The following is a 1,787-nucleotide window of genomic DNA, read 5'->3' as shown; positions in this document are numbered from 1 at the left end:
GCTGATAAAGCACGTCCGGCATCTCTGTCGTTTTATTCTTCAAAGCAGCGACAGAGTGCCGGAATTTACTGATTTTGAAAAGCTTCCAATTTGTCCACACGGCCTAGTGATTGGTCATAAGGTGTATAAGATTAAGCGCATTTATGTGGCCTTGGCTTCTATTGAAAAACTGAAATTATGGGCTGCGAAAGCTCAGGCTTGGGCGAGAAAAAATGGGGAAGATGGAGTCGAACTTTTCATTACTGTTCCTCTTGGAGTTGAAAAAGTTTCCTACACCAAAGCTTTCGATGAAATTATGGATGAGTTCGACATGGTCAAGATTTCTTGGTTCAGAGATGTTCCTCATCTATAGGTGATTTTAATCCGACTCAGGCTGGATTATTCAGGAAAAGTGTGGTAATGCTCCCTCCGATGGCACTATTTTCATCGAAATTTTTAGTTAATGGTTATGGTTCTGTTAAAGAAGTTCTAAAGAACTGGGATAAAAAATTAAAGCGGACCCACCGCGAAGAAGGTTATCTTTGGTCAAAGCATGATTCATTGCCAAAATTTCTTGGTTATACAGCAGCAGGAAGGGTAGGCATAAGAGTCCAAGAACTCAAAGAAAAAGGAAAGGATGAGTCTTTGTTGAAATTTTTCAAAGATAATTTCTCAGATTGTTTTCTAAGCTGTTACTTCTCAGGTGTTTCGAATCTACGGGTCTCATTTCGCTCAGATCCTAAGAGAGCTAATACAATCTCGATTATTTCACCGTCAGTAGATCAGAGGGCTGAGCTATTTACTGATGTCATTGCATCTTTGGAGCTTTCGAAATTAATTTACGTTGAGAATAGAGAAGGGACGAAAATTTTCTATAAAATTCATCCTGATTTTGTTGCTGAGAGATTTCCGCCCAAGAAAACTGGTTTGAAGTTTCTGCTAGGTGAAGGAGGTGCAGAAGAAGCTTTAACATCGGTAGATACCTTTAAGCTCTGCGGTCTTGATGACAAGAAGTTTGCTGAATTTTACCAGCATCTTTTGAAGTCGTTATCCAAATATGGTCTCAAACTCAATGATTTCTCGTTAGGTTGTGAGTTCTCACAGTGGAATACAGTAAAATTACTTTTAGAGAATGCGTTTAGCGGACCATGGAAGCTTGAGATGTTTTGCACCGGAGAAGAAAAATTTCTTGAACAAGGCTTTGGTACGATCGCGGTAGGAACCATGTTTCCAGTTTGCTCCTATGATTTGGGAAATATGGGGGGAGTTTTTGTGGATGCAGTATTACTTACTAAAGATAGTATCGAGATACTGATTCAGTCTTCGGAGGACATTGGATATCAAAAAATCAGACAACTAGAGGAAATATTTGCATGTTAGCTTTTATGAGGGCTGACCACATGATTTTTGAACTTACACATTACTTCGGCCTGTTTCCACATTTTGGACAGTTCTAGGCCGTGTGGACAAATTGGAAGCTTATCAAAATCAGTAAATTCCGGCACTCTGTCGCTGCTTTGAAGAATAAAACGACAGAGATGCCGGACGTGCTTTATCAGCACGTAAAAAGATTAACTTAATCAGTTTCAGCGTCGATCTAACATTTTAAAGAAAGATCGAAAACCCGCCAATCTTTTCAAAACAATGAGCGGGATTTGGTGGATTCGTATCACCGGTGCGCCGTGGATTCAGTTGCCGGCCTACTTCGGAAAATGGAATAGCGTTTACCGTTTCTTTTCCCGTTGGACCAAACGAGGTTTGTTCAAGGAGCTTCTGGAAAGAATGGTCCGCCGCTACAATCGCGACCG

3 protein-coding genes are annotated in these 1,787 nt (G+C 40.6%); all 3 read left to right on the top strand.

Annotation, left to right across the window (positions count from 1 at the left end):
- The coding region (locus IE099_RS20530) for a hypothetical protein (protein ID WP_229809626.1) at positions 1-352 on the top strand (352 nt) is incomplete at its 5' end.
- 59 nt (positions 353-411) lie between these two features.
- Positions 412-1,359: a hypothetical protein gene (locus tag IE099_RS20525; protein ID WP_189574678.1), complete on the top strand. Its 948-nt coding sequence runs from the start codon at positions 412-414 to the stop codon at positions 1,357-1,359.
- Positions 1,360-1,581: 222 nt separating this feature from the next.
- The coding region (locus IE099_RS21185; RefSeq protein WP_425606175.1) for a transposase at positions 1,582-1,787 on the top strand (206 nt) is incomplete at its 3' end.

The organism is Roseibacillus persicicus (genome assembly GCF_014651675.1).
GTDB classification, from domain to species: Bacteria; Verrucomicrobiota; Verrucomicrobiia; order Verrucomicrobiales; family Akkermansiaceae; genus Roseibacillus; species Roseibacillus persicicus.
Note: the sequence above shows the minus strand (reverse complement) of the source record. Positions and strands in the feature narration are given on the sequence as shown.